Raw genomic sequence first — 25,013 nt, 5'->3', positions numbered from 1 at the left:
CGCCGATCTCGCGCAAGTAAGTGGCGGGCGGAATCTCGGTGTCGGCCGGCGCCGAGGTCATCAGGCTGATATCGAGATCGGCCAGGCGCCGGGCGAGTTTCTCGATCCGGCTGCGAGGCACCTGGCCGAGGCAATAGGCATGGCTGACCATGACCTTGCCCTTGAGGCCGTTCGCCGCCGTGAAATCGGCGATGCGCTCGATCTGCCAGACGCCGAACTCCTCGCGGTCATGGAGATGGATGTCGACGCCGCGGCCATATTTGGTCGCGAGCCCGAAAACGGTCTCGAGATGGCGGATCGGGTCGCGGTCGATGCCGGCGGGATCGAGTCCGCCCACGGTCTCGACGCCGAGTTTTAAGGCCTCTTCCATGAGCTCGGCGGTGCCGGGGCGGATCAGCAGGCCGGTCTGCGGAAATACCACGAACTGCATCTCGACCAGATCGCGATAGCGCTCGCGCAAGGCCAGCATGGCCTCGACATGCGTGAGGCCGAACTCGGGATCGATGTCGATATGCGAGCGGACATGGAGCGTGCCCTTGGCGATGCAAGCCTCGAGCAGGCCGCCGGCGCGCCTGGCGACCGGCACCGTCACCTCGCGCAGGATGCGGCGCTCATTCTCGATATAGTCCTTCAGCGTCGGGCCGGCGCTGTTCGGACGCCAGGGCATGCCCCAGAGCGTCTTGTCGAGATGGGTGTGGCTTTCGACCAGGCCGGGCAAAAGAAGCTTGCCTTTGCCGTCGAGCGTCTCGATGCCGGGCGCGGCGAGACCCAGCCCGATCGCGGCGACGCGGCCCTCACGGATTACCAGATCGACGGCGGGCCCGCCCAGGATATGGACGTTCCGGATCGCGAGATTACCCGACATGGGGAGCTCACGCCGCCGGCAGCACCGTGACGCGATGCATCTCGCGCACCTGCGGGTAATGATCGCCGACCGCGAAATGCTGGGTCGCCATATTGTCCCACATCACCACGGTGCCGGGCTCCCAGCGCAGCCGCATCTGGAAGGTCGCGTTCTTCACCATGTCGAACAGCATGCGCAGGATCGGCCGGCCCTCATGCTCCGGCAGCTCATGGATATGGCTGGTGAAGGACTCGTTCACATAGATCAGCGGGCGGCCGGTCTTGGGATGCGGCTTGATGATCGGGTGGCGCGTGCGGTTGGCCTCGCGCTCGACCTGGTCCAGCACCGTGGTGCGCTCTTCCTTGCGGTCGCGCACATAGGCGAAGCCGGTCTGGAAATCATGAACGGCGGTAAGGCCGCCGAGGAACTGGCGCATCGGTGCCGAGAGCGCGTCATGGACCGCATGCATGTTGCACCAGAGCGTGTCGCCGCCCGAGGGTGGCAGGGTCACGCCATGGAGGATCGAGACGGCAGGCGGATGGGCCTTGCAGCTGAGGTCGCTGTGCCAGACCTCGTTCTCGGGCGGATGGTCCTTGTCGTTGCGGATGATCATGATCGGCTCATGGCCGGGCACATGGTCATAGAGCGGGTGGCGCGGGGCAGGGGTGCCGAACACATGGCCAAGTCGGACATGGGCATCGGGCGTCAGGGTCTGGCCGCGAAACACCAGCACGAATTTCTCGGTCAGGAGCTTGCGCAGGTTGGCCGCGGCGATGTCGTCGCCGACCTGGGTCAGGTCGTAGTCATGGATCTCGGCGCCGAAATGGGCGGTGAAGGGCACGAGGCGCATGGGCGTGTCGCAAGGCTCCCTGTTGTGGCCTGCCCGTCGGGTTTACCGGCCCGAAAGGCGGAGTCTTCCCGGACAGAATGCCAGCAGCGTGGCGGCAAGGGTAGGGGCGCCACCCGAAGGGCCGGCGTCGCGACCGGTCTGACAAAATCTCAGGGTTTCCTCAAGTCGTCATGGCGTTTTATTCATGAGGCTTTGGTCATTGTTCTTAATTTCATGAATTGAACCTTGGGATTTCATGAAATCGACGCCATAGGACCTTAATCCCCAAGAAATGACACAATCACGGTCGAAATCAGAGCCCGCCGCGGACGGCCTCGTGTTGGGCCTGTCCGGCGGCATCGCAAACAGATATGCCATTGGAGGCAGCCACTCATGATCAGCATTCGTATGTCCAAAGGGCTTCGCGTTCTCGGCTTCGGGGCCGTCAGCCTGATCGCCGTCGCCACCGCCGCATTCGCGGCCGATCTTTCCAAGGAAGCGGCGACCGCCGGTCAGCATGCCGGTATGGCCGCCAGCGCCACCGACCTCAAGACGGTCGAGAGCCATCTTCATATGACGATCAATTGCCTGGTCGGCCCGAAGGGCAAGGGTTTCGACGCCAATGTCGCCAATCCCTGCAAGGATATGGGCAACGGCGCCATGACCGATAACACCAACCCGGCCGACAAGAAGCTGCTGAAGCAGGCGCTGGCGAAGGCCCAGGCGGGGGCGACCTCGTCCGATCTCGCCAAGGCGAAGGCCGACGCCACGGCGGCCCAGACCCTGCTCGACAAGGTGATGTGATCCGGCGTCACGACCACCCTTGACGGCCTGCGAGCGGCTGGCGGATTCTTGACCCCCTGATCCCGGCGGCGCGGTTCGGCAGCCCTTCCGGATGCCCCACCGTCCTGGTGCCGCCCTGAAAAGAGGGTGTCCCGGTATGACTCGCAAGCCGAAAGCGGCGTCCCCCAAGGCCAAGCCTGAGGCCGTCAAATCTCAGGCGGCCAAAGCCAAGACGCCGGAGACAGCGAAGCCCGCAACCCGGCGTTCGGCGGCCAAACAGCCGCCGGCGCCGGGCGCGGATGAGGGTGGCGACTTCGCCTCGCCGGCCTGTTCGGCCCATGAGGTCGACCCCGCCTATATGATGGCCCCGGCCAAAGCGGTGCCGTCAAAGCCAGCGCCCGCAAAGCCCGCGCCGAGTGCCGTTTCGGAAAAACCGAAAGCCGAACCTGCGCCGCCGGCGGCTTCGACTGCGCCGGGCAATGCCCCGGCCGTCGCGAAGCCGCACCCAGCCAACCCGTCGCGCGTGCCTTTCAATCAGGGCCCAAAGCCCGGCTGGGGCGACCACCACACGAAGTCGCCCCACAATCAGGGGCGGGGCCGCATGCGCGTCGGCCGGCCGCATGGGCGCGGGCAGGGCGGTTGAGGCTATCAATCTCAGCGGGCGTGATCGACGGCTTGGTACGACGGCCTGATCGTTATCGTTGTTCCCAGGGATAGGCCTTGGGGTCGCTGCCTGTCTCGAAATCGGTCGAGAGGCTCAACTCGCGCCACTTCCTGTCGGCCTCCAGGCGCGCGAGATCGTTCTGCTCGGCGCCATGAACAGCGTCGCTGCCAAGCAACAGGCGAAGCGGCGGTTCGTCGAGGCCCGCGATGTGGATGATCACGGCTGCTGCCTTGGCGGGATCGCCGGGCTGGGCACCGTTGAAGTCGCGTTGATAACGGGCCATCCGGCCGACCGTGGCGTCATAGTCCGGGCGGCCCTCGCGAATGGTCGTCGATGCTCCCGCAAAGTCGGTGCGAAATCCGCCTAGCTCGACGATGGTCACCTTGATGCCGAGGGAAGCGACCTCTTTGGAGAGAACCTCCGAGAAGCCTTCGACGCCAAATTTGGCAGCCGAATAGGCGGCGCGGCCGGGTGGTCCGATCCGTCCGCCGATGGAGGAGATCTGGATGATATGGCCCGACCGCTGCTCCCGCATGACGGGGATCGCGGCCTTGGTCATGCTGATGACGCCGAACAGGTTGGTCTCGATCTGCGCGCGGAAGTCGGCGAGGTCTGTATCCTCGATCGAACCGACATCGCCATAGCCCGCATTGTTGACGAGCCTATCGAGGCTGCCGAAGGTGTCGACCGCGGTTCGGACAGCATCGGCAGAGGCGCGCGCGTCGGTCACGTCGAGGGCGACCGCGCGAACCTGATTGCCGTAACGCTCGACCAGGTCGGCGAGCTGCGCCGGATTCCGCGCCGTCGCGACGAGGTTATCCCCGTGGGCCAGGACCGCTTCGGCGAGCATCCGGCCCAGTCCCCTGGAACTGCCGGTAATCAGCCAGACCTTCGACATGGCACTGTCCTTATCAACCGCAGGAGCCATGTGGGGTTCGTTGCATAAAATTGAAAGAAGGCACCTGAGACCTGCCAAATGGTAGCTGTCATTGCCGGCGAGCCATTCTTGTGGTCGCCGGAGGAACGATGCTTCCGCGGATGTGATGGGGCAGGAGACGCCGCCCCAACGCGTCGGCTAACCTGCCGCCCATGATTCGGGTCACACGCAGCATCGCCCTCAACGAGTCGGAGATCGCGGAGAGCTTCATCCGCGCGTCCGGCCCGGGCGGCCAGAACGTCAACAAGCTCTCGACCGCGGTGCAGCTGCGCTTCGACGTGCGCCATTCGCCGTCCTTTTCGGACGAGGTGCGGGCGCGGCTCGAGCGGCTGGCCGGCAAGCGGCTGACCCGTGACGGCGTCATCGTCATCACGGCGCAGCGCCATCGCGAGCGGGAACGGAATCGGGAGGATGCTCTCGAACGGCTGCTCGAGCTGATTCGCCAGGCCGCCGAGCGGCCGATCATCCGCCGTCCCACCCGTCCGACCTTGGCCTCCAAGCGCCGCCGGCTCGACGGCAAGAAGCGGACGGCCGGGATCAAGAACCTCCGGCGCAATCAATCGGATGGGGATTGATCGTAGGGCAGGGGATGAAGCGGTTCCGGGGCGGCCGCCCGGGGGCTGGGCGGTTCCGGCGCCCTGTGCGGATGGGCCGCGAACGCCCTGATTGGAAAAGCAATCCGGCCATATTATGGTCCGGCTCGTGAGTGCCGGCGGGGCCAAGGCCCGGCCGGCCAGGCGTCTCGAGAGGACGGGTTCGATGGCGGGTATGAAGCGGTCATGGCTCGGCAAGCGCGTGGTGCGCTTCGGCAAGAAGGCCCGGTTCCGTCTGGGGCGGCTGCTGGCGGCGCAATCCACCGTGCCCAACAGCCCCGTGCTCGATCTGAAGCTGTTCCCCTTCCTGGCGCCGCTCGAGGCGCATTGGCAGGACGTCCGCACCGAATTCGAGCGGATCTATGCCGATCCCGAGAAGCTGCCCTCGTTCCACGAGATCTCGCCCGACCAGAAGCGCATCTCGAAGGCCGGCCATTGGAAGGCGTTCGTCTTCTATGGCTTCGGCGAGCGCAGCGAACGCAATTGCGGGGTCTGTCCCAAGACCGCAGCACTCCTGGCCGGCATTCCCCATCTGCAATCGGCCTGGTTCTCGATCATCGGGCCGAACTACCACATCCCGCCCCATAGCGGCGTGACCAAGGGAATCCTGCGCGCCCATCTGGGGCTGAAGGTCCCGGCCGAGCCGGAGCGCTGCTCCATGCGCGTGGACAAGGAAAAAATCGTCTGGCGCGAGGGGCGCTGCATCGTGTTCGACGATTCCTACGAGCATGAGGTCTCGAACAACACCGACGAGACGCGCGCCATCCTGCTGCTCGATTTCGACCGGCCGATGCGGCCGCTCGGCCGTGCCGCCCATCGCTTCTCGATCTGGGCGCTCAAGCAGTCGCCCTATTTCCGCGACGCCAAGCGCAACATGATCCAGTGGGAAGATCGGTTCGAAGCCAACTACCACGATTGGGAAGCGGCGGCGCGCTAAGGCGTTCGCCCGCAGCGCTCGCCCGGATCCACCATGAGCGCAGGCACCAGCTCCGGCGTTACTATCATCACCGGCGCCTCGGAGGGGATCGGTCGCAGCCTGGCGATTGCGCTTGCCCGGCGGGGCGAGCCGGTGGCCTTGCTCGCGCGGCGCCAGCCCTTGCTCGATGAGGTGGTTGCCGAGATCGCCAAGAATGGCGGTCGCGCGACGGCCTTCGTCTGCGATGTCACCGACCGTGCGGCCGTTCAGGCGGCGACAGCGGAGATCGAGCGATCTTTCGGCCCGATCGCACGGGTCATCGCCAATGCCGGCGGCGGCAAGCCGGCGGCGGGATCCAAGCTCGATGCCGCCGCGGTCGATGCCACCATGCGGCTCAATTATCTCGGCACGGTCCATATCGTCGAGGCGGCGCTGCCCTTCATGCTAAAGCGCGGGCAGGGGCATCTCGTCTTCATGAGCAGCCTGGCGGCGCTGCTGGGATTGCCGGGGGCTGCGGGCTACAGCGCCGCCAAGGCCGCGGTTGCGAAATTCGCGGAAAGCCTGCAGATCGACCTGGTGCCGTCCGGCATCGACGTGACGCTGCTCTATCCGGGCTTCGTCGATAAGGGCAACAGGAAGAAGCGCAAGCCGCTCGCCATGTCGCTGCCGTCGATGACCGAACGGACGGTCAAGGCGATCCTCGCGCGTCGGGCTTGCTACATCTATCCGATGAGCCTGCGGTTGGCGCTGGTGCTGGTGCGAGGCCTGCCGGCAGGCCTGCGCGTCGCGCTGCTCAGCCGTTTCGCGAAGAAGGGCTGAGGCTCAGTCGCCTTCGGCCGCCGCGAAATCCAATTCGACGCGCGCGCCATTGGGGTCGTGGAAGAACACCTGCCAGGTGCCGGCGAGGCCGGCCTGTTTCCGCTTCATATATTTGACGCCATGGGCCTCGAGCTTGGCCACGGTCGCGGCCATGCCCTTGGCGGTGTAGGCCATATGGTCGATCACGCCCGACCGGGGATTGGGCATGGGCCGTCCGGCGATGATATGGAGCACCGCCTGGCCGGTATGGTCGATTGGCGCCTGCGCATACATCCAGGCGCCCGGAAAGCCCAGATCGGGGCGGTAGCCGTCCTTGAGCCCCAGAAACTCGGTATAGAACGTCACGGTGGCGCCGAGGTCTTCGGCCAGGATCGTGAAATGGTTCATGCCCTGGGCTGTCATGGCGTCCTTCCGGGGTGAGCGCGTGGCCTTCGCCGTTCGGGCAGCATCGCCCGCCGCCGGCGCAATTGACAAGACCGCCCTTCTCGCGGAACGGTGCGGGTCCGAACCGGTCCCGTTACGGAGTATCCACGTGAAGGTCTATATCAGCGCCGATATCGAAGGCACCGCCGGCATCACCCATTGGGATGAGGCCGACCGCAACAATCCGGCCTATCCGGAATTTCGCGAGGAAATGACCCGCGAGGTGGTGGCGGCCTGCGAGGGCGCGATCGCCGCCGGGGCGACCGATATCCTGATCAAGGACGCGCATGATTCCGGCCGCAACATCTATGTAAACCAGTTGCCGGAATGCGCGCGCATCGTGCGCGGCTGGAGCGGCCATCCCTATTCGATGGTACAGGAGCTGGACGAGAGCTTCGATGCGCTGGTCCTGGTCGGCTATCACTCGCGCGCCGGTGCCGAGGGCAATCCGCTTGCCCACACCATGTCGCTGAACGTGGCCGAGATGCGTATCAATGGGGAGCCGGCGTCGGAATTCATGCTCCACACCTATGCCGCCGCCACGCTCGGCGTGCCGGTCGCCTTCGTCTCGGGCGACGAAGGCCTCTGCGCCGACGTCAGGAAGGTGAACCCGAAGATCGGGATCTACGCCACCAGCCGCGGCGTCGGGCCCTCGACCGTCAGCGTCTCGCCGGCGCGTGCCCAGCGCGGCATCCGCGAGGGCGTCAACACAGCGCTGCAGGAGGATCTGGCCTCGATGAAGATCCGCCTGCCCAACGCCTTCACCCTGCAGATCAAATACACCAACCCGGTGAATGCCTATCAGGCCTCGTTCTATCCGGGCGCCAAGCATCTGGGCGACCGCACGATCGGCTTCGAGACCGGTGATTTCTTCGAGGTGATGCGCGCGGTGAAGTTCACCCTCAGGGACTAGGACCGCTTCGTTCGCGACGACGACTGCCCTTTATGGGATGGGATTGTCTTCGGTGGGGTATAGGATATCGGGCCCATCGCAGGCTTGGATCGGCGATCTGGCCGGCCCCTTTTCGTCTTCCGAGCCCAAACGCAGCGACATGAACGTTCGACTTGTGGCGGGCTCGAGTCCGAGCTGCCTCCAGACAGGGGAACGACAATGGGGACATCGAGATTTACGCTGATTGCAGGCGGGGCGCTGCTGGCCATGCCCGTTGCGGCTCTTGCGGCCGATGGCGCGATCGATCTTGGCGATACCGAGATCTACACGAAATCGCTCGCCGCGCTCACCGTGCTGTTCGTGGTCGCGGTCCTGCTTGAGAACGCGTTTTCGGTATTGTTCAATTGGCGCGTGTTCCTGGCCTATTTCGACCGGCGCGGCGTCAAGACCATCATCATGGTCATCGTGTCGCTGATCATCGTGAACGCGTTCAGCCTCGACGTCATGGCGAGCCTGCTATCCGCCTATATGAAGGATCCGGTTTCGTCCGGACCGGTGTCGAAGTTCGTCACTGCGCTGATTTTGGCCGGCGGCAGCGCCGGCGTTTACAACATCATGTATGCGCTGGGCTATCGCAGCGAACGCCGCGATGAGCTCCCGGCCAAGCCCCCGGCCGACAAGGCATGGGTGGCGGTCCGGGTAAAGCGCGTCACGGCCAAGGGTCCGGTCTATGTCAAGCTCCGCGACCTCGGCGCTGTTGATGCCACGTCGCCGGTGCCGATCGCCGGCACCATCACATTTCAGCATCAGGCGCTGACCGAGCTCCTGCTCCGCAACGTCAACCGCTTTCCACAAAACGGTGGCTATGTCGTGGAACCGGGGAAAGTCTATGCGATCTCCGTCGAAGGCACAGATAAGGCCGGGAATTCCGTCCAGGCTCTGAACGGGCAGAAATTCTCCTTTGCGCCGGGGGCGATCGTCGACTTCGACGTTTCCCTCTAGCCCCGGCGCCAGCCCGCGGCGACATCATGCGGAAGAGATCTGCGGCTTCCTAGGATGCCCGCGCAGTCACCTGCGCGGCCTGCACCGGAATCAGCCGCTCCGCCAGCCGCTCGCAGGTCACCCGGATATCGGGGACGGCGACGATCTCCCAGAAGGTGCCTTTGGTGATCGGGCCGATCGCGAAGAGATCCGACGCCGTCTTGCCATTGCGGCCGACGACCGCGCCGTCCGGTTCGACCTCGATCCCGAGACGCAGCGGATCGGGACGTATCTGCCCCTCGCGCAGAAGCTGGCGCAGCAAAGACTGATCGATCTTCGTGCAGTCGGTGCGCGGGCCCGAACAGTCGATGATGCGATCGACCGTCAGCGAGAGCGGGATCTGTCCGCCGCGGGGCGCCACCGTCACGGCGAAGGCCGAAGGACGGCGATCCTTCGCGGTGATGCGTCCGGCCAGGAGACGAAGCTGGCCGCTGTCGCGGGCCTCGAGGATGCGCTCCAAGATCTGCGGTGCGGTGCGATGGCGATGTGCATCCCACCAGGGCCGCAAATGACGCAGGAAGCGCGCCCGTTCCTGAAGCGACAGCTCCTGCCAGAGCCGCTGCGTATGGGGGCGGAGACCGTCGATCACCACGCGCCAGCCGCGACCCTGCGCCTCGGCCTCCTTGCAGGTCGCCCGCACCAGCTGCACCAGCCTTACCAGCGAGGTTCCGCGCGGAGGCTCCTCGAACACCCAGGGGGCGGGCAGGGCGCCGCCTTGCGTGCGCAGATGGACGCGCGGCAGGAGTCCCCGGCGCGACAGCGCATAGATCGGTCCGCGATGGCCGCGGTCGAGCAGCGAGATCACCGTGTCGATCATGGTGAGGCCGGTGCCCAGCGTCAGCACCGCGCGATCGGGCCCGAGGCCGGCGAAGGTGTTCGTGTCCCAGGGATCGCCATGATAGCCCGGGGTCGAGCCCGCGGGCGGGAAATTGCCGATCGCCAGCACCGCCTCGTCGACCGCGATCTTGCGCCCCATCGCCAGCTCGATCTCCCAGCCCCGATCCCGGCGATGCAGCGCGACCGCTTCGTCGGTCACGAGATCGAGCTGCCGGCTCCGGCCTTCGCGCCAGATCCGATCGCCCAGCAGATGCTGGATATAGCGGCCGAAAAGGCCGCGCGGCACGAAGCCGGTCGGCCCCGGCGGCTCGGCCAGCTGGGCCAGCTCCTCGGCCGGCAGGTTGCGCAGCCACTCGACGAAGTGCGAGGGCCGCTCGGAGATCGCGCTCATATTGCCGGCGCGCACGTTCAGGAGATGGTTCGAATTGCCGGTCGAATAGGCGAGGCCCAGGCCGAAGCGGCGATTGCGCTCGATCAGGAGAATCCGATCCTGCGGCGCGCATCGGTTGAGCAGATGAAAGGCGAGCAGCGAGCCGCTGAACCCGCCACCGACGATCGCGATGGTCTTGCCTTGCTGGCCGGCCATGGCAGCACCCCTTGGAGTCGGTGGAAGAATCAGTGCGGACGGTCGCCGAGGATCGTGGCGCGATGCATCACGCGCCGGTTCGGAAGATAATCGGCGAGCGCGTAATGCTGGGTGCAGCGGTTGTCCCACATCGCCACCGTGTTCGGCTTCCAGCGGTGACGCACGGTGAATTCGGGCCGCGCGACATGGGTGAAAATGTAGCGCAGCAGGCTGTCGCTCTCGCCGCGGGTGAGCTCGTTGATGTGGGTGGTGAAGCCCTCATTGACGAAGAGCCCCTTGCGTCCGGTCTGCGGATGGGTGCGGACCACCGGATGGACGACGGGGCGATGGGTCGCGCGCGTCCGCAGCCATTTGGCTTCGTCGTCCGGCGTCGTCGCATAGCGCGAACGCGGAAACGACTTCTCGAAATCATGCGTCGCGGTCAGGCCGTCGAGCAATGTCCGCATCGAGGTCGAGAGCGTTTCGTAAGCGGCGATGCTGTTCGACCAGATGGTGTCGCCACCGATGGGCGGGAGCTGCTTGGCATAGAGCACGGCCCCCAGCGGCGGCGTCTCGATGAAGGTCACGTCGCTATGCCAGGTGTCGTTGTCCGGCGGGTTGCCCTCATGGGTATCGAGCACCAGGACCTCGGGCGTGCCTTCGACCGTCGGGTAGATCGGGTGGATATGGAGCTTGCCGAAGCGCGCCGCGAAATCGCGCTGCTGGTCGGGCGTGAGGTTCTGGTCCTCGAAGAAGATGACCTTATGGGCCAGGAGGGCCTGCTCGATCCGGGCGTGGTTCTGGGCATCCAGGGGCCGGGCCAGGTTGACGCCCTCGATGACGGCGCCGATGGCGGGGCTGAGGGGCGTCACGGTCAGACGGCGGGCCAGAAGAATGTGGTTCATCGGAAGCTCCCGTTGGCGTGGGTGAAGGCGACCCCGGCTTAGGTGGACGTTTCCCCTTGGCGGCCCTGGTGAAATCGAGCTTGAGCCCGGGGATTCGTCTTTAGCCTTGCCCTTCTTTTTAATCACTACTAAACTGATCGGCAATTAAGAGATTCTTTCGGATAGCGGGAGGTTCACGATGGTTGCAGGTTCCCGACGCCTTCCTTCCCTCAACGCCCTCCGGGCCTTTTGGGCGGCCGCCCGCCATGGCAGCCTGGTTCAGGCGGCGGGCGAGCTCCATGTCACGGCCGCGGCCGTGAGCCAGCAGGTCCGGCTTCTGGAGGATTCCCTGGGGGTTCCGCTGTTCGAGCGGACCAAGAAAGGGCTGGTCCTGACCGAGACCGGCTCGCGGATCCTGCCGGGCATCGACGATGCCTTCGGGCAACTCCATGACACCTTGGCGCTGCTGGATGTCGGCAGCGAGGATGAAGGCTCGCTCACGATTTCGGTGGCGCCGTCCTTCGCCACGAAATGGTTACTGCCGCGCCTCAGCCGTTTCATGGCGCGGCATCCCGGAATCGAGGTCAACGTCAAGGCCAGCGCCGACCTCACCGATTTCGAGACCGACCGGGTCGATCTGGCGATTCGCTATGGCCGCGGCGGCTATCCGGGGCTGACGGCCGAACAGTTCCTGCGCGACCGCCTGTTCCCGGTCTGCAGTCCGGCCCTGGTCGCCCGCCACGAGCCCGGCGATCTGGCGCGGTTTCTCCAGACCGTGACGCTGCTCCATGACGACAGCAGCGACCAGCACAAGGCCTTTCCGGGTTGGAAGATGTGGCTGAAGGCGGCCGGCATCGACGATGTCGTCGATTGGCGCAAGGGACCGCACTTCGATCACTCGGTACTGGCGATCGAGGCGGCACTTGCAGGATTGGGGGTGGCGCTGGCGGCGCCCTCGCTCGTGGGGGCCGATATCGATGCCGGACGGCTGGTGCGGTTGCCCGGCAAGGCGATGGAAATGGAGTTCGCCTATTTCCTCGTCTATCCGCCCAACCGCGCTTCGTCGCCGAAACTCCAGGCGATGCGGCAATGGATCTTCGACGAGCTCACCGGCACCGACGACACCATTGCGGGTGCCGAGGTCGTGGTCACGCCCGACGCGGCGTTCGATCAGTCGGGGATCGCGGCCGCCGGAATCTCGCCCGTGGCGCGGCGCGGCTTGCGCAGCAGCAGCAGGAGCGGGGCCGCCAGCAATGTCACCCACATCATCAGCAGGAAATCGTCGACATAGGCGATGGCTGAGGCTTGGCGCGTCACCTCGCCATTCAGGGCGGCGAGGCCGATCTGCGTCGCGGGCGACCAGAAGGACGGCATCCAGGGCGACTGCATCATCATGCCATAGGGCGTGACATGCTCGGCGATCTCGGAATGATTGATCTGGGTGTTGCGCGACAGCATCGCGATCACGACCGAGATGCCGATCGAGCTGCCGACATTGCGCATCAGGCTGAAGAGGCCGGCGGCCTCGGTGCGGTAGCGCGGCGCCAGGGTCGAGAAGGTGATCGTGCTCAAGGGCACGAAGATGAAGCCCAGCCCCAGCCCCTGGATGATGCCGCTCTCGACCAGGGTCCATTGCGACACGTCGGGCGTGAAACCCACCATTTGCCACAATGAATAGGCCGCCAGCGCGAGACCGATGCCGATTAGGACGCGCTGATCGAAGCGGTTGATCAATTTGCCCACCACCATCATCGCGACCATTGTGCCGACGCCGCGCGGCGCCAAGATGAATCCTGTGGCGATGACGGGATAGTCCATGAGGTTCTGCAGATAAGGTGGGAGCAGCGCCATGGTTGCCAGCAGGATCACGCCTACCAGGAAGATGATGATCAGTCCGATCGAGAGATTGCGGTCGTGGAAGATCGCGGGCTCGAGGAACGGGTGCTGATGGGTGAAGGTCTGCACCAGGAACAGGGCGAAGCAGGTGCCGGCGACGACCGTCTCGATGATGATCTCGGTCGAGCCGAACCAGTCGAGTAGCTCGCCGCGGTCGAGCATCATCTGCAGGGCGCCGATCGCGATGCTGAGCATGGCGAAGCCGAAAATGTCGAAGCGACGCTTATGGTCGCGTTCGGTCTCGGGCAGGAAGGCCATGATGCCGAGCAGCGCGAGGATGCCGAAGGGCAGGTTGATGTAGAAGACCCAGCGCCAGTTATAGACCTCGGTCAGATAGCCGCCGAGCGTCGGGCCCAGGATCGGGCCGACCATCACGCCCACGCCCCAGAGCGCCATGGCTTGGCCGTGTTTCTCGCGCGGATAGGTGTCGAGCAGCACCGATTGCGACAGCGGCACCAGGGCAGCGCCGAACACGCCTTGCAGCAACCGGAACACCACCATCTCCTCGAGCGAGGTGGCGATGCCGCAGAGCATCGAGGCCACGGTGAAACCGCTGACGGCCCAGATGAAGAGGCGCTTGCGCCCGAACTTGGCGGCGAGGACGCCGGTCGGCGGCGTCATGATCGCTGCCGCCACGATATAGGAGGTCAGCACCCAGGAGATCTGGTCCTGGGTCGCCGACAGGCTGCCTTGCATATGCGGGAGCGCGACATTGGCGATCGTCGTATCGAGCGCCTGCATGATGGTCGCCAGCATCACGCAGACGGTGATGGCCCCGACATGGCCGATCCGCCCGGCGGGCGCAGCGGCCGCGCCGGGTGAGCCGGCGGCGGCGCTGCTCATTGAGAGGCTCCGCTATTGCCGCCGACCCAGGCGAGCGCCGAGCGGACGAAGCTCGGCAGCACGCGGTGATGCTGGGTGTCGATATCGACCAGCACGCTCATGCCGGACTTCAAGGCGGGCAGGTCGTTGTTGGGCAAAAGCACCAGCCGGACGGGAATGCGCTGCACCACCTTGACCCAGTTGCCCGAGGAGTTCTGCGGCGGAAGGATGCTGAACTCGGCGCCCGTGGCGGCGCCGACGCTATCCACGACCGCGGGGAACTCAACACCCGGATAGGTGTCGACCGTGATCGTCGCCTTGTCGCCGGGCTTCACATAGGTGAGGTCCGTCTCCTTCATGTTGGCTTCGATCCAGAGCGAATCCGAGGCGACCAGGCTGAAGGCCGGAGCGCCTTCGTTCACATAGTCGCCCGGACGCAGATGATCGACCATGCTGACGATGCCGGCGATCGGGGCCAGCACCGTCGCTCGCTTGAGATCGAGCGCCGCCTGGTTCACCTGGGCGAGCGCCGCCAGATATTGCGGATGGTTCTCGGGCGCGATGTCGGGATCGCCGCCGAGCTCGGCCATGATGCGCTGGATGTCCTGCTTCACGCTGCCGGCGGCGCTGATCGCGACCTGGTATTGCGTGCGGGCCTGATCGTAGTCGGACTCCGAAACGACATGCGTCTGCACCATCTTCTCGCGGCGCTTATATTCGCGCTCCGCGAAATCGATCTGCGTCTGGGCGGATTGGAGGTCCTCCTGGCGCTGATGATAGGCGGCCTTGAGGGCGACGATGTTGTTGCGGACATTGTCGAGATTGGCTTGGGCGCGGTCGAGCGCGATCTGCAGCGGCTCTTTGTCGAGCTCGAACAAAGGCTGGCCGGCCGCGACCTCCTCGTTCTCGTGAACGAGGACATGGGTCACGCGGGCCGAGATGTCGGCGCTGACCGAGACCATATGGGCGCGCACATAGGCGTTGTCGGTGCCGACATAGCGGCCGCCGGTGACGTAGACATAGCCGGCGACGAGCAGCACGAGCAGCGGAATCGCGGGCAGCAGCAGGCGCCGCCAGAAACGGCGGCGGGCGAGGCGGCGTCGGGCGGCGGCGTCGCGTTGTGCCGCGATGATGTCTTCAGCGTCGTGGGGGGAGGAGACGCTGCTATTGGATCCGTCAGGCATGATTCACGGCCACTTCGGGTTCTGCCGCATCGTTCGTCGTTTTCTCGGCGACGAGGTCGCGGCTGGTGAGATTGGCCCGCACCTTGATGAGGGCCTCGATGAGAGCGTCCTGTTCATGTTCGTCGATGCCGGCCAAGGCGACGGCACGGGTCTCCGCTGCCAGGGCCATGAGTTGCTCGAGCACGGGGCGCGCCTTGTCTTTCAAAAACAGCTGCCGCGCGCGTCGGTCGTCGGGGTCGGGGCGACGCTCGACCCATCCCGCGGCCTCCAGCCGGTCGAGCAGACGGACCAGCGTGATCGGTTCGAGCTCGAGCGTGTCGGCGACCGTCGCCTGGTTCGAGCCTTCATTGCGCTTGAGATGCGCCAGCACCGACCATTGCGAACGCGTCAGACCGAGGCTTCGCGCGCGGCGATCGAAATCGCGCCGCAACAGACGGGCCGCGTCATAGAGCAGGAAACCGAAACTGCGTTCGGGGTTGTAATCGGCCATACCGGGGATCCTTGGTGAGGCATATTATGAGTGTGCTTATAATATGCCCTGGGTAAAGTTTCAACAGAAATCATAATTACCTCGAATAAACAGATGACTAGGGAGTTCTTGGCGGCTTCCGGCCGATGACCTCACAGCTTGATTATGTAAAGAAATTGCCATTTTTGCCAGGAAGAGGGCGCCGGGAATCCCGCCGTCGTTATTCCCAAGCGGCTACAACGTACGATATGTTCGCGCAGCTATATGGAACCTCAAAGGGGATCGAGCATGTCGTTGCGGAATGAGAATCGTCGCCGTTTCGTGGCGTCGTTGATGGCGGGTGTGGTCGCGCTGGGATTGATGGTGGCGCCGGTCATGGCGTTGGCCGCCGACCCCATTATTTTCGCGGCCGCCAGCCTCAAGAACGCGCTGGATGATGTGGCCAAGGCCTATGAAGCCAAGACCGGCCATAAGGTGACGATCTCCTATGCCGGCAGCTCCGCGCTGGCGAAACAGATCGAGCAGGGGGCTCCCGCCGACATCTTCATCTCGGCCGATCTCGACTGGATGGACTATCTCGCCAACAAGAACCTCATCAAGAACGACACGCGCCGCAATCTCCTGGGCAACAAGCTGGTCCTGGTGGCGCCGGCCGACAGCAGCGTCTCGCTCAAGATCGCGCCGGGCTTCGCCCTGGCGAAGGCGCTGGGCGACGGCAAGCTCGCGGTGGCCGATCCGGCGTCGGTGCCCGCCGGCAAATATGCCAAGGCCTCGCTGGAGAAGCTGGGTGTATGGGACAGCGTGAAGGACAAGCTGGCCCAGGCCGAGAATGTCCGCGCCGCGCTCGCCTTCATCGCCCAGGGCGAAGCGCCGCTCGGCATCGTCTATCAGACCGACGCCGCCGCCGAGCCCAAGGTCAAGGTCGTGGACACCTTCCCCGCCGACAGCCACGCGCCGATCATCTATCCTGTCGCCCAGACCGCGTCCTCGACCAACCCCGATGCAGCCGCATTCCTGCAATTCCTGGGGACCGAGGATGCCCACAAGGTGTTCGAGGGGCAGGGCTTCGAGGTCCTGAAATAAGCCAGGGTGAACTTCTCCTTCAGTCCTGAAGAACTGGTCGCAATCGGCCTCAGCCTGAAGGTGGCTCTCTGTGCCGTGGTCGCCAGCACGCCGGTCGGCGTGCTGGTCGCCCTGCTGCTGGCGCGATGCGAGTTCTGGGGTAAGTCGCTGGTCAATGGGCTGGTGCATCTGCCTCTGATCCTGCCGCCGGTGGTGACCGGCTATATCCTCCTGCTCCTGTTCGGACGCCGCGGTCCCCTGGGCGAGTTCCTCGAATCCGCGTTCGGGATCGTCTTCGCCTTCCGCTGGACCGGCGCCGCGCTTGCCGCGGCCGTGATGGGTTTTCCCTTCCTGGTGCGCGCCGTGCGGCTGTCGATCGAGGCGGTCGACCAGCGGCTGGAATCCGCGGCCGGCACCCTGGGTGCCCGGCCGGCTTGGGTGTTCCTGACGGTGACCCTGCCGCTCTCCGTGCCCGGCCTGCTCGCGGGCATGACCCTCATGTTCGGCAAGGCGCTGGGCGAGTTCGGCGCCACGATCACCTTCGTCTCCAATATTCCGGGTGAGACCCAGACCCTGCCGACGGCGATCTATACCTACACGCAGGTGCCGGGTGGCGAGGAACATGCGCTGCGCCTGGTGCTGGTCTCGGTGGCCATCTCGCTCGGGGCCCTGATGCTGTCGGAAGTCTTCGCGCGTCATCTGGCGCGGCGGGTCGTGGCCGCGTGACGCTCGAGGTCGATGTCGCGCTGTCGCGACCCTCGTTCGAGCTCGCGGCGTCGTTCCGTACCGGCCCCGGCGTCACCGCGCTCTTCGGCCAGTCGGGATCGGGCAAGACCACGCTGGTCAACATGGTCGCCGGCTTGGTGCGCCCGGATCGCGGACGGATCCTGGTCGATGGCCGCGCCCTCTTCGATAGCGACGCGCGCGTCAATCTGCCGAGCCATCGCCGGCGCGTCGGCTATGTGTTCCAGGAGAGCCGGCTTTTTCCCCATCTGACGGTGCGCCAGAATCTGCTCTATGGCTCCTGGTTCCGGGGCCGGCGCTTCCGGCTGGGCTCGGTCGATCAGATCGTGGAGCTCCTGGGCATCGGCGACCTGCTGAGCCGGCGTCCGTCATCCTTGTCGGGCGGCGAGAAGCAGCGTGTCGCCATCGGCCGCGCCATTCTGTCGGATCCCGCGATCCTCCTGATGGACGAGCCGTTGGCCTCGCTCGACGACGCCCGCAAGGGCGAGATCCTCCCCTATCTCGAGCGGTTGCGCGACGGGCTCGATCTGCCGATCCTCTATGTCAGCCATTCGGTGCCGGAGGTGGTGCGACTGGCCACCACCATGATCCTGCTTTCCGCCGGCAAGATCGTCGCGAGCGGACCGGTCGAGGATGTGATGGGCCGTCCCGATCTCTTCCCCGCGGCCGGCCGCTATGAGGCGGGGTCGGTGCTCGACGCCCATGTGGTCGCGCATGACGCGGAATTCGGCCTCACCGAGCTGGAAACCGCCGGTGGTCCGCTGCGGGTGCCGCATCTCGACAATCCGGTCGGAAGCCGGTTGCGGGTGCTCATCCGCGCGCGCGACGTGATGATCGCGACCGAACGACCCGCTCATATCAGCGCGCTCAACATCCTCGCCGGGCGCGTCACGGCACTCCAGGACGACGGGCGGCCGATCGGCGAGGTTACGATCGCGGTGGGCGAGGGCAGGATCCAGGCGCGCATCACGCGCCGCTCCATGACGGAGCTGCGCCTGGCCCCGGGCCGCGAGGTCTTCGCGATCGTCAAGACTGTCGCCATCGACCAGAAAAGCTTCGGGCAATATCCGGAAAGTCCGGGGCGCGGGCGCGAAGAGGTCTGAGGTCGAGAGCCCGGGTCCGTCAGCCGCGTGCTGCGCGCTTGCGCAGTTGCGGACGGAGTTCGGCGAACTGAGTATGGAAGTTCCGAAGCGACGCTTCTTCGAGCGCGCGGTAGGCCCGGATCAGCTCGAGCCCGATCTCGCTCAGGAGCGCACCGCCGCCGGTCTTGCCGCCCTTGGTCGTGACGACCGGCGGCTTGGTGAAGGTCGAGTTCATCTCGTCGACCAGCTCCCAGGCACGTTTGTAGCTCATGCCCATGGCCCGGGCGGCGGCGGAGATCGATCCTTCGGCCCGGACGCTCTCCAGCAGCGCGATCTTGCCGGGCCCGATCATCAGTCCCGGTGCCAGGGTGAGGCGGATGGCGAGTTCATGCTTCGATTTCAGGCTGGCCAGCGGTTCCGAGACGGGACTTTTGGAAACGGACCGATGGCGGACCGGTGCAGTGGTCAAGATCTCTCCCCCATTGGCCGGAAGGGTCGGGTCACCCGCCCGGTCTGTCCGCCAAGCTTAAGGGAGCGGGGCCTTTTTGACCAAGCGGCCATCCGAGCCTTCCGTTCCCCTGGCGGAGGCTTATCCCAAGGCCTTCAGTCGCGCCATTGGATTCCGATCCCCTCTTCGGAAAACGCTCAAAAACGCTGGCTTTTCAGGGGATTTACGCCCCAAGCTTCACCCTTCCTCAACCAATCCGGGTCAGGCTTCGACTGCCCCGATCCGTCTGAAGCCGCGAGCAGTTGTGACGTTGCAGACGATTCGCTACATGGCCTTCGCCTTTGCCGCGGCCGATCTTCTGATCGAGCTGGACGGGGAGGGCCGCGTCTCGTTTGCCATCGGGGCCGCCAACATCTTTTTCGACGAGGACGAGAAGACGCTCGAGGGCCGTCTCTGGCGCGATCTGGTGGCGGAGGATGACTCCCCGCTGGTCGAGGCGCTGGTCGAAGCCCTCGATGTCGGCGGCCGTTACGGCCCGGTGATGATCCGCCTCCGCGGTCGCCGGCCCGAGGTGAACCGACGCGTGCTGTTCAACGCCTGCCGGCTGCCGCAGCAGCCCGATCGTATCGCCTGCGCGATCTCGCAGCTCACGGCCAGCGCCTTCTCCTCGATCAAGACACCCGAGGCCACCGGGCCCGGCGGCCTGCTCGGCAAGGACGCGTTGAGCGACCGGACCGCGGAGATCGTGGCGGCCTCGAAAGCGCTCGATCTTCGCCTCGCCTTGACGTTTCTCGAACTGCCCGGCCTGACCCGACTCAAGGGCAGCCTCGACGACCAGACCGCGCGGAGCCTGATGCAGCGGATCGGCGCCGCCTTGCGCGCCGGATCGCTGGACGGTCAGACCGCCGGTCAGGTCGCGGACGAGCAGTTCGGTTATCTGCATGAAGCCGACAAGCCGACCCATGCGGTGGTCCATGCCATCGAGAAGCTGACCAAGGATGCCGATCGTGAAGGGCAGGGCATCCTCCCGGTGACCCGGAACGTCGAGATGTCGGCGGGCGAGCTCAGCCCCGAGGGCATCATGCGCGCGGTCAAATACAGCATCGACAAGCTGACGGAAGGCGGCAGCGACGCCGCCATCGATGGCGGCCTGGCAGCGACCTTCGACGCGCTGGTGAATGCCACCATGGAGCGGATCGACGCCTTCGGCCGCATGGTCAAGCATGACGACTTCAAGATCGTCTATCAGCCGATCGTCACCCTCGCCGACAAATCGCTGCATCACTTCGAGGTGCTGAGCCGCTTCGAGGCCGAGACCTCGCCCTATGAGGCGATCCGCTTCGCCGAAGAGACCGGCCTGGTCGAAGATTTCGACATCGCCGTGCTGATGAAGGTCTGCAACATGCTGGAAGCGGCCGAGACCGATCCGCGCCTGATCGTCGCGGTCAACATCTCCGGCCGGTCGCTCGGAAGCGATCTCTTCGCCGGCCTGGTGCAGCGCGAGCTCGCCCAGCATCCCAAGCTTTCCGGGCGCATCGCGCTGGAGATCACCGAAAGCGCCGAGATCAAGGATCTGTCGCGGCTCGACGCCATCGTTCAGCGGATCCGCCAACGCGGCTTCGAGGTCTGCCTCGACGATTTCGGCGCCGGCTCGGCGTCGTTCCAATATCTGCGCGCGCTCAAGGTCGATTGGGTCAAGATCGACGGTCTCTATATCCGCCGCGTGCTGAAGGACAGCCGCGATCGCGCCATGATCGAGAGCCTGGTCGATCTCTGCACGAAGCTCGGCGTGCGCACCGTGGCCGAGCAGATCGAGAATCCCGAAGAAGCGACCGCGTTGCGCCAGATCGGCGTGGAGCTGGGCCAGGGCTGGCTGTTCGGAAAGCCGACCGACCGTCCGACCTACAAGCCGCCGCTGGCTCTGCCGGTGGCCGAAGCGCCGGCTCAACCCCGTGTCCGCGCGCGGCGCGGCGGCGTTCGCGAAACCTGGGGCTGACCGTCGGGGTCGGCAGGCTCGCGGATCTCTCATCGATGCTGCAAGGACCGACGCAGGGCCGCGCCGACCCTGTGGGGCACGGGTTGACCGGGCGGAGGATCGAGCCGACCATGCCGACAGGGCCGGGTTCGGGCCTTGGCGGGTGATGTCTCAAGCGGCATCGCGGGGGGTACGGATCGGCATGTCCGCTGACGAGGGCAGGCGATGAAAGCTCCTCTCGGCACCCGGTTCGGCCGTTGGATGCCGGTCTTGCTGACGGTGCTTTTGGGTCTGCTGGCGTCAGCCGCAGGCGCCTACCTCTTCTATGACGGGGAAAGCGAGCGGCTCCATCTCGCGCTCGATTATCGTGCCGAGTGGCGGGCCAAGGATCTGGAGTCGAAATTCCGGTCGGTCGGCACACCGGTCGGGGGGTTCGCGACCTTTCTCGCCACTGAAGGGGCCGACGGTGTGGCGCCCGACGCGGTGACCTTCGCGCGCTGGGCCGCCATTCGCGGGAACTATGTCGACAACAAGCCGCGTGCTTATTACTGGTGGCCCTACCTCTCGGCCCATGTCAGCTCGAACCAGGACGCGACATCGACGCCGCCGTCGGATCCGGGATTCCAGACACCGCTGCGCTACATCCCCGGCGACCTGACGAGCCAGGAAAGCCCGCCCGCTCTCGACGCGGACGCGCTGGCCGCGACCCGCGAGGTGCTGATCCGCGCCTGGTTCAGCGGCGCCGTCCGGGTCTCGCGGCCCTATCACAGCTGGGGCTGGCCCGACGGCGAGGCGACCGAGATCCTGTTCGCGGCCCCCGTTTATAAGGGCGGGCGCGTTCCCAGCACCATTGCCGATCGTCAGGCCAGCATCGTCGGTGTGGTCGCGGCCTCGTTCTCGCTCCATGACGTGCTGGAGAATGCGATCAAGGGCACGCCCCGGTTGACCGAGGCGATCTATATCTCCGAGCAGCCCTGGCCGGCCGACGACACCCGCCAATATTTTGCGCGTTTCGATCCCGCGACCGGGCACTTCGTCATGGAGATCGGTACGGTGCGACCGAGCGAGCTCGATGGCATGGTGATCGCCAAGCGGGTCGAAGGGCCGGGGGTCAACGCCTATCTGCTGTTCCAGTTTCTGCCCGCCGAGGTGCAGTCCAATCGCACGCCGGGTCCCTGGCTGTTCCTCTTCACGGGCCTGGTCCTGACCGCCGCGGCGACCAGCTATGTGCAACGCTCGTTACGCCGCCGCGATGCCTTGACGGTCGCCGTGAGCATGAGTGACGCCAGGCTGCGCCGGACCCATCGCGAGCTGGAAGCCGTCATTCAGTCTTCGCCTGCGGCCATCGTCTGCATCGACAACCGGGCCGCGGTCACCGTCTGGAACATGGCGGCCGAGCGCTTGTTCGGCGTTTCGGCCGTCGATGCGGTCGGCCATCCCTATCGCCCGCGGCCGATGACAAGCGACGAACCCGATGCGCCCGACCTCGGGCGCGCCATCGCCGAAGGACGCATGATCGACGGCACCGCCAGCCTGTTGACCGCCGACGGCCGCCGGCGCGACGTCTCGGTGCGCTCGGCCACCCTCACGAGCGACGAAGGGGAGCTGCCCGGCGCCGTCTATGTCGCCAGCGATGTCACCGATCTGGTGTTGCTCGAGGACCAGCTGCGCCAGGCCCAGAAGATGGAAGCGGTCGGGCAGCTGACGGGGGGCGTGGCGCATGACTTCAACAATCTGCTGGCGGTGGTCATCGGCAATCTCGACCTGATCGGCAACGCGTTCAGCGCCGAGAGCCGGAACGCGAGACTGCTCAATGGCGCGTTGCGCGCCGCGCTGCGCGGCGCCGATCTGACCCGCGCGCTCCTGGCGTTTGCGCGGCGCCAGCCGCTGGAGCCGGCGCCCGTCGATGTCAACCAGCTCATCGACAATGTCTGCCAGCTGCTCGAGCATTCGCTCGGCGAGACCATCACTGTCGACAGGGAACTGCAGGCCGAGCTATGGCCGGTCAATATCGATGCGGTGCAGCTCGAAAGCGCGCTCACCAATCTCGCCATCAATGCGCGCGATGCGATGCCGTCCGGCGGGCGGCTCCTGATCCAGACCCGCAACACGCATCTCGACAAGGACTACGCGTCGCGCGAGCCGGGGCTTCTGGCGGGCGATTATGTCGTGGTCGAGGTGACCGACAACGGCCACGGCATGCCGCCGGACGTGCTGGCCCGTGCGGCCGAGCCTTTCTTCACGACAAAAAGGGAAGGGAAGGGCACCGGGCTGGGATTGGCCATGGTCTATGGCTTCGTCAAGCAGTCCTCCGGCCATATGAAGATCTATAGCGAGGTCGGTCGCGGCACCACGATCCGGCTGTACCTGCCGCGCCTGATCGGAAGATTCCGGGAGGCGGGCGTTTCCGCGCCGACGCCTTCGGCGGTCCAGGTGCGCGAGACGGTGCTGGTCGTCGAGGACAATCTCGAGCTTCGCCGTCTGGTGGGCGGTCAGCTTCGCGATCTGGGCTACCTTGTCATCGAAGCCGCCGACGGCGCGCAGGCCCTCGAGATCGCCAACGGCCAGGAAAAGATCGACCTGGTCTTCTCGGATGTGGTGATGAGCGGCCATGTCAGCGGCCTCGACCTGGTGCGCGAGTTCCGCCACCGCCGTCCGGGCGTGAGGCTCCTGCTCACCTCCGGATTCCCCGGCGCCATGAGCGCCAAGGAACGCGAGCTCGAGCCCGGCTTCGTCGTGCCGATCCTCACCAAGCCCTACCGGCGCGAGGAGCTGGCCCGGCAGTTGCGTGCGGTCCTGGATCAGACCGGCTGATCCGGGAACCCGCAGATCCGGTGCGTCGCGGACCCCGGGGCGCCTTGCCTTGCAACCCGCTTGTCAAATTGGCGCCATCTGCGGTCAAGTGCCCCTGGGAGCCTCTCTCTAAGAGTGGATGCGGGACGGCTCTGCCGATTGACGGCCAGGGGATCGGGCATGGCGACGACGGAAGCGCTGCCGGCGGCGGAGCTGCTGGCACGGATCGGACGGATGGTGGAGCGATCGCTCCCGCGCTGGGGGCTCTCTCCCGCGGCCCGCGCGACCATGATCAATCATTCGGAGAACGTGACTTATCGGATCGACGATCCCGATAGCGGCGGCCGGTCGATCCTGCGCGTCCATCGCGTCGGCTATCACAGCCAGGAGGCGATCCGCTCCGAGCTGCAATGGATGGAGGCGCTGCGCCGGCAGGCGGGGGTGGAGACGCCCGAGACCATCCCGGCCAAAGACGGCACGGTCATCCAGACACTCCGCAGCCCCGAGCTGGATCATCCGCGCCATGCCGTGATGTTCACCTTCCTCGACGGCAAGGAGCCGGCCGAGGACGAGTTGCTGGGCCCGTTCGAGCGGCTGGGCGAGGTTTCGGCGCATATGCATCGCCATGCCGCGGGCTGGATCCTGCCGCCGGGATTCACCCGCCATGTGTGGGACTTCGAGACCGCCTTCGGCCCCAACCCGACCTGGGGCCGCTGGCAGGACAGCTTCGGCGTGGACCAGCCGACCCTGGAGATCCTGGGGCGGATGGAAAAGACCATCGGCCGGCGCCTCGAGCGCTTCGGCAAGTCGCGCGAGCGCTTCGGGCTCTGCCACGCTGACATCCGTCTGGCCAATCTTCTGATCGACGGGACCCGCACCAAGGTCATCGATTTCGACGATTGCGGCATCAGCTGGTATCTCTACGATCTCGGCACAGCGTTGAGCTTCATCGAGCATCGTCCGGATGTGCCCGACCTGGTTCAATCCTGGCTCAAGGGATACAGCAAGGTGATCCGCCTCTCGCGCGAGGAGGAGACCGAGATCCCGACCTTCATCATGTTCCGCCGCCTGCTGCTGGTGGCCTGGATCGGATCGCATGCCGAGACCGACCTGGCCAAGAGCCTGGGCGCACCCTATACGCAGGGAAGCTGCCGCTTGGCGGAGCAATATCTCGGCCGTTTCGCCTGACACCGAAATCGATCGCAGGGACGAACCCTGCGGGGGCCATGGGAGGAATTGGACATGCTGACTTCGATTGCAGGACGTTCCGTCGTCGTCACCGGCGGCAGCAAGGGTATCGGCAAGGGTATCGCCCAGGTCTTCGCCAGCAAGGGCGCGAAGGTGCTGGTGGTCTCGCGCCACCAGGCCGAGGCGGAGAAGACCGTCGAGGCGATCAAGCAGGCCGGCGGCGCGGCCTCGGCCTTCGTCGGCGACGTCAGCAAACCCGCCGATATGGAGAAGATGTCGGAGGCCGCCATCTCGCGTCATGGGGGGATCGATATCCTCTGCGC

General features: G+C 65.7%; 23 protein-coding genes and 1 pseudogene. 14 read left to right on the top strand and 10 right to left on the bottom strand.

Annotation, left to right across the window (positions count from 1 at the left end):
* Both ACREE8_RS14625 and ACREE8_RS14620 read right to left on the bottom strand, forming a co-directional pair.
* Nucleotides 1-865 (bottom strand): amidohydrolase family protein (locus ACREE8_RS14625; protein ID WP_431573744.1); only part of this gene is annotated, 865 nt, incomplete at its 3' end.
* A 7-nt stretch (nt 866-872) separates the two neighbouring features.
* Nucleotides 873-1,694, bottom strand: coding sequence for a TauD/TfdA dioxygenase family protein (locus ACREE8_RS14620; protein WP_431573743.1), 822 nt, complete (start codon nt 1,692-1,694; stop codon nt 873-875).
* Between the two features lie 372 nt (nt 1,695-2,066).
* On the opposite strand from ACREE8_RS14620, the gene ACREE8_RS14615 reads away from it, so the two are divergent.
* On the top strand, nt 2,067-2,477 hold the full coding sequence (locus ACREE8_RS14615; RefSeq protein ID WP_431573742.1) for a hypothetical protein: 411 nt from the start codon (nt 2,067-2,069) through the stop codon (nt 2,475-2,477).
* A 674-nt stretch (nt 2,478-3,151) separates the two neighbouring features.
* Here the strand turns inward: ACREE8_RS14615 and ACREE8_RS14610 are convergent.
* On the bottom strand, nt 3,152-4,048 hold the full coding sequence (locus tag ACREE8_RS14610) for an oxidoreductase (RefSeq protein ID WP_431573741.1): 897 nt from the start codon (nt 4,046-4,048) through the stop codon (nt 3,152-3,154).
* Nucleotides 4,049-4,209: 161 nt separating this feature from the next.
* On the opposite strand from ACREE8_RS14610, the gene arfB reads away from it, so the two are divergent.
* The 3 genes from arfB (at nt 4,210) to ACREE8_RS14595 (ending at nt 6,385) form a co-directional block, all read left to right on the top strand.
* The gene (gene arfB, locus ACREE8_RS14605; protein ID WP_431573740.1) at nt 4,210-4,632 is read left to right on the top strand and encodes an alternative ribosome rescue aminoacyl-tRNA hydrolase ArfB; all 423 of its coding nucleotides are present in this window, start codon (nt 4,210-4,212) and stop codon (nt 4,630-4,632) included.
* Nucleotides 4,633-4,816: 184 nt separating this feature from the next.
* Nucleotides 4,817-5,587, top strand: coding sequence for an aspartyl/asparaginyl beta-hydroxylase domain-containing protein (locus ACREE8_RS14600; protein WP_431573739.1), 771 nt, complete (start codon nt 4,817-4,819; stop codon nt 5,585-5,587).
* Between the two features lie 33 nt (nt 5,588-5,620).
* Nucleotides 5,621-6,385: an SDR family NAD(P)-dependent oxidoreductase gene (locus ACREE8_RS14595; protein WP_431573738.1), complete on the top strand. Its 765-nt coding sequence runs from the start codon at nt 5,621-5,623 to the stop codon at nt 6,383-6,385.
* A gap of 3 nt (nt 6,386-6,388) precedes the next feature.
* Here ACREE8_RS14595 and ACREE8_RS14590 read toward each other — a convergent pair whose 3' ends face one another.
* Nucleotides 6,389-6,787 (bottom strand): VOC family protein, encoded by a 399-nt coding sequence (locus ACREE8_RS14590; RefSeq protein ID WP_431573737.1) that lies wholly within the window; start codon nt 6,785-6,787, stop codon nt 6,389-6,391.
* 130 nt (nt 6,788-6,917) lie between these two features.
* Here ACREE8_RS14590 and ACREE8_RS14585 point away from each other — a divergent pair, with 130 nt between their 5' ends.
* Both ACREE8_RS14585 and ACREE8_RS14580 read left to right on the top strand, forming a co-directional pair.
* Complete coding sequence (locus ACREE8_RS14585; protein WP_431573736.1) at nt 6,918-7,721, top strand: M55 family metallopeptidase; 804 nt, start codon at nt 6,918-6,920, stop codon at nt 7,719-7,721.
* 84 nt (nt 7,722-7,805) lie between these two features.
* Nucleotides 7,806-8,702, top strand: coding sequence for a hypothetical protein (locus tag ACREE8_RS14580; RefSeq protein WP_431573735.1), 897 nt, complete (start codon nt 7,806-7,808; stop codon nt 8,700-8,702).
* 49 nt (nt 8,703-8,751) lie between these two features.
* On the opposite strand, the gene ACREE8_RS14575 is transcribed toward ACREE8_RS14580, so the two are convergent.
* Nucleotides 8,752-10,164, bottom strand: a complete 1,413-nt coding sequence (locus ACREE8_RS14575) for an FAD/NAD(P)-binding protein (protein ID WP_431573734.1) — start codon at nt 10,162-10,164, stop codon at nt 8,752-8,754.
* A 29-nt stretch (nt 10,165-10,193) separates the two neighbouring features.
* Nucleotides 10,194-11,048 (bottom strand): taurine dioxygenase, encoded by an 855-nt coding sequence (tauD, locus tag ACREE8_RS14570; protein ID WP_431573733.1) that lies wholly within the window; start codon nt 11,046-11,048, stop codon nt 10,194-10,196.
* A gap of 178 nt (nt 11,049-11,226) precedes the next feature.
* Between tauD and gcvA the strand changes: the two are divergent.
* A pseudogene (gcvA, locus tag ACREE8_RS14565) lies at nt 11,227-12,138 on the top strand (transcriptional regulator GcvA); the annotation flags it as partial.
* Nucleotides 12,139-12,197: 59 nt separating this feature from the next.
* Here gcvA and ACREE8_RS14560 read toward each other — a convergent pair.
* From ACREE8_RS14560 to ACREE8_RS14550, 3 genes are read right to left on the bottom strand one after another with little or no spacing between them, the layout of a single operon-like run.
* The gene (locus ACREE8_RS14560; protein ID WP_431573732.1) at nt 12,198-13,766 is read right to left on the bottom strand and encodes a DHA2 family efflux MFS transporter permease subunit; all 1,569 of its coding nucleotides are present in this window, start codon (nt 13,764-13,766) and stop codon (nt 12,198-12,200) included.
* Entirely contained in the window at nt 13,763-14,929 is a 1,167-nt protein-coding gene (locus ACREE8_RS14555) for an HlyD family secretion protein (RefSeq protein ID WP_431573731.1), read from the bottom strand. Before ACREE8_RS14555 ends, ACREE8_RS14560 begins: the two co-directional genes overlap by 4 nt.
* Entirely contained in the window at nt 14,922-15,419 is a 498-nt protein-coding gene (locus tag ACREE8_RS14550; protein ID WP_431573730.1) for a MarR family winged helix-turn-helix transcriptional regulator, read from the bottom strand. Before ACREE8_RS14550 ends, ACREE8_RS14555 begins: the two co-directional genes overlap by 8 nt.
* Before the next feature lie 267 nt (nt 15,420-15,686).
* On the opposite strand from ACREE8_RS14550, the gene modA reads away from it, so the two are divergent.
* From modA to modC, 3 genes are read left to right on the top strand one after another with little or no spacing between them, the layout of a single operon-like run.
* Nucleotides 15,687-16,481, top strand: a complete 795-nt coding sequence (modA, locus tag ACREE8_RS14545; protein WP_431573729.1) for a molybdate ABC transporter substrate-binding protein — start codon at nt 15,687-15,689, stop codon at nt 16,479-16,481.
* Between the two features lie 6 nt (nt 16,482-16,487).
* A complete protein-coding gene (gene modB, locus ACREE8_RS14540) occupies nt 16,488-17,186 on the top strand; it encodes a molybdate ABC transporter permease subunit (RefSeq protein ID WP_431573728.1) in 699 nt (232 codons plus the stop codon).
* Nucleotides 17,183-18,307, top strand: a complete 1,125-nt coding sequence (gene modC / locus ACREE8_RS14535; RefSeq protein ID WP_431573727.1) for a molybdenum ABC transporter ATP-binding protein — start codon at nt 17,183-17,185, stop codon at nt 18,305-18,307. The genes modB and modC overlap by 4 nt, the downstream gene beginning before the upstream one ends.
* Before the next feature lie 19 nt (nt 18,308-18,326).
* Here modC and ACREE8_RS14530 read toward each other — a convergent pair whose 3' ends face one another.
* A complete protein-coding gene (locus ACREE8_RS14530; RefSeq protein ID WP_431573726.1) occupies nt 18,327-18,755 on the bottom strand; it encodes a winged helix-turn-helix domain-containing protein in 429 nt (142 codons plus the stop codon).
* Between the two features lie 283 nt (nt 18,756-19,038).
* On the opposite strand from ACREE8_RS14530, the gene ACREE8_RS14525 reads away from it, so the two are divergent.
* From ACREE8_RS14525 to ACREE8_RS14510, 4 genes are all read left to right on the top strand, one after another.
* On the top strand, nt 19,039-20,730 hold the full coding sequence (locus ACREE8_RS14525; RefSeq protein WP_431573725.1) for an EAL domain-containing protein: 1,692 nt from the start codon (nt 19,039-19,041) through the stop codon (nt 20,728-20,730).
* 204 nt (nt 20,731-20,934) lie between these two features.
* The gene (locus ACREE8_RS14520) at nt 20,935-23,523 is read left to right on the top strand and encodes an ATP-binding protein (protein ID WP_431573724.1); all 2,589 of its coding nucleotides are present in this window, start codon (nt 20,935-20,937) and stop codon (nt 23,521-23,523) included.
* A gap of 159 nt (nt 23,524-23,682) precedes the next feature.
* Nucleotides 23,683-24,690: a phosphotransferase enzyme family protein gene (locus ACREE8_RS14515; protein WP_431573723.1), complete on the top strand. Its 1,008-nt coding sequence runs from the start codon at nt 23,683-23,685 to the stop codon at nt 24,688-24,690.
* Nucleotides 24,691-24,744: 54 nt separating this feature from the next.
* Nucleotides 24,745-25,013 (top strand): SDR family NAD(P)-dependent oxidoreductase (locus ACREE8_RS14510; protein ID WP_431573722.1); only part of this gene is annotated, 269 nt, incomplete at its 3' end.

The organism is Hypericibacter sp. (assembly GCF_050729195.1).
Classification (GTDB): domain Bacteria; phylum Pseudomonadota; class Alphaproteobacteria; order Dongiales; family Dongiaceae; genus Hypericibacter.
The sequence above is the reverse complement of the archived record's forward strand: the minus strand, read 5'-3'. Positions and strand labels throughout refer to the sequence as shown.